We start from the raw sequence: 893 nt of genomic DNA on the forward strand, positions 1-893 counted from the left end.
ACAGAATGATGTCACGCTGAAAATGCCGGCCTTTGAATGGGTTCATGTGCAGCTCCATCAGCAAAAGGGGATGATAAGTTTATCACCACCGACTATTTGCAACAGTGCCGTCCTGCGAATATGTGAGTTTTGACCTAATGAGCCACAAAAACTCATTTTCGCCCACGATAATTTTTCTACTTCCTTTCTTTGGAATGCTCATTTCAATATTCACATAACGTCGCTATCAATCGCGGAAAAGGCGTAGTGCGCGAAGCGAACGAAGCTTTTTGCCGTCGATTGCATAGCTTTGTTAACCCTTTTTCCAAATTTGATAGCAATAGTTAATGTTTGAAGTAAAGTGTTGCTCAAAAACAACTTCGAAGGTATTTGGAATACTCGGGAAGAAAACATCCCCCTCTGGCTCGATGTCGATCGTCGATAAGTGGAGCGTAGAGGCCATGGGTAATGTTTCTCGGTAAATTTCTCCGCCACCAGACACTATAACGTGACCGGTGAATTCAGCTAGCCTGTCCATGGCCTCTTCGATTGACTGAAATACAACTACATTGTCATCATTTGATGTCCAACCTGAGCGGGTAACGACCGCGTATTTCCTATTGGGGAGTGCGCCCATAGATTCAAACGTCTTGCGACCCACCAGAAGCCACTGATTGTAGGTCAATGCTTTAAAAAGTAGCTGCTCCCCTTTCGCGGACCAGGGTATGTCTGGACCGCAACCAATCACGCCGTTTTTCGCTTTCGCAGCCATCAATGATACTTTCAAGGTTCTCATCCTGGGTTAACGCTTGAGTTAAGCCGCGCCGCGAAGCGGCGTCGGCTTGAACGAATTGTTAGACATTATTTGCCGACTACCTTGGTGATCTCGCCTTTCACGTAGTGAACAAATTCTT

At 45.9% G+C, this 893-nt stretch carries 1 protein-coding gene and 1 pseudogene; both read right to left on the minus strand.

What is annotated here, in order from left to right; all coding sequences use genetic code 11:
* Nucleotides 1-292 precede the first annotated feature (292 nt).
* Nucleotides 293-766, minus strand: coding sequence for a trimethoprim-resistant dihydrofolate reductase DfrA14 (dfrA14, locus tag ACJHYR_RS27915; RefSeq protein WP_004201280.1), 474 nt, complete (start codon nucleotides 764-766; stop codon nucleotides 293-295).
* Between the two features lie 27 nt (nucleotides 767-793).
* Nucleotides 794-893, minus strand: a pseudogene (locus tag ACJHYR_RS27920) (ANT(3'')-Ia family aminoglycoside nucleotidyltransferase); the annotation flags it as partial.

Source organism: Escherichia sp. WS1450, from assembly GCF_046487395.1.
Lineage (GTDB): Bacteria > Pseudomonadota > Gammaproteobacteria > Enterobacterales > Enterobacteriaceae > Escherichia > Escherichia coli.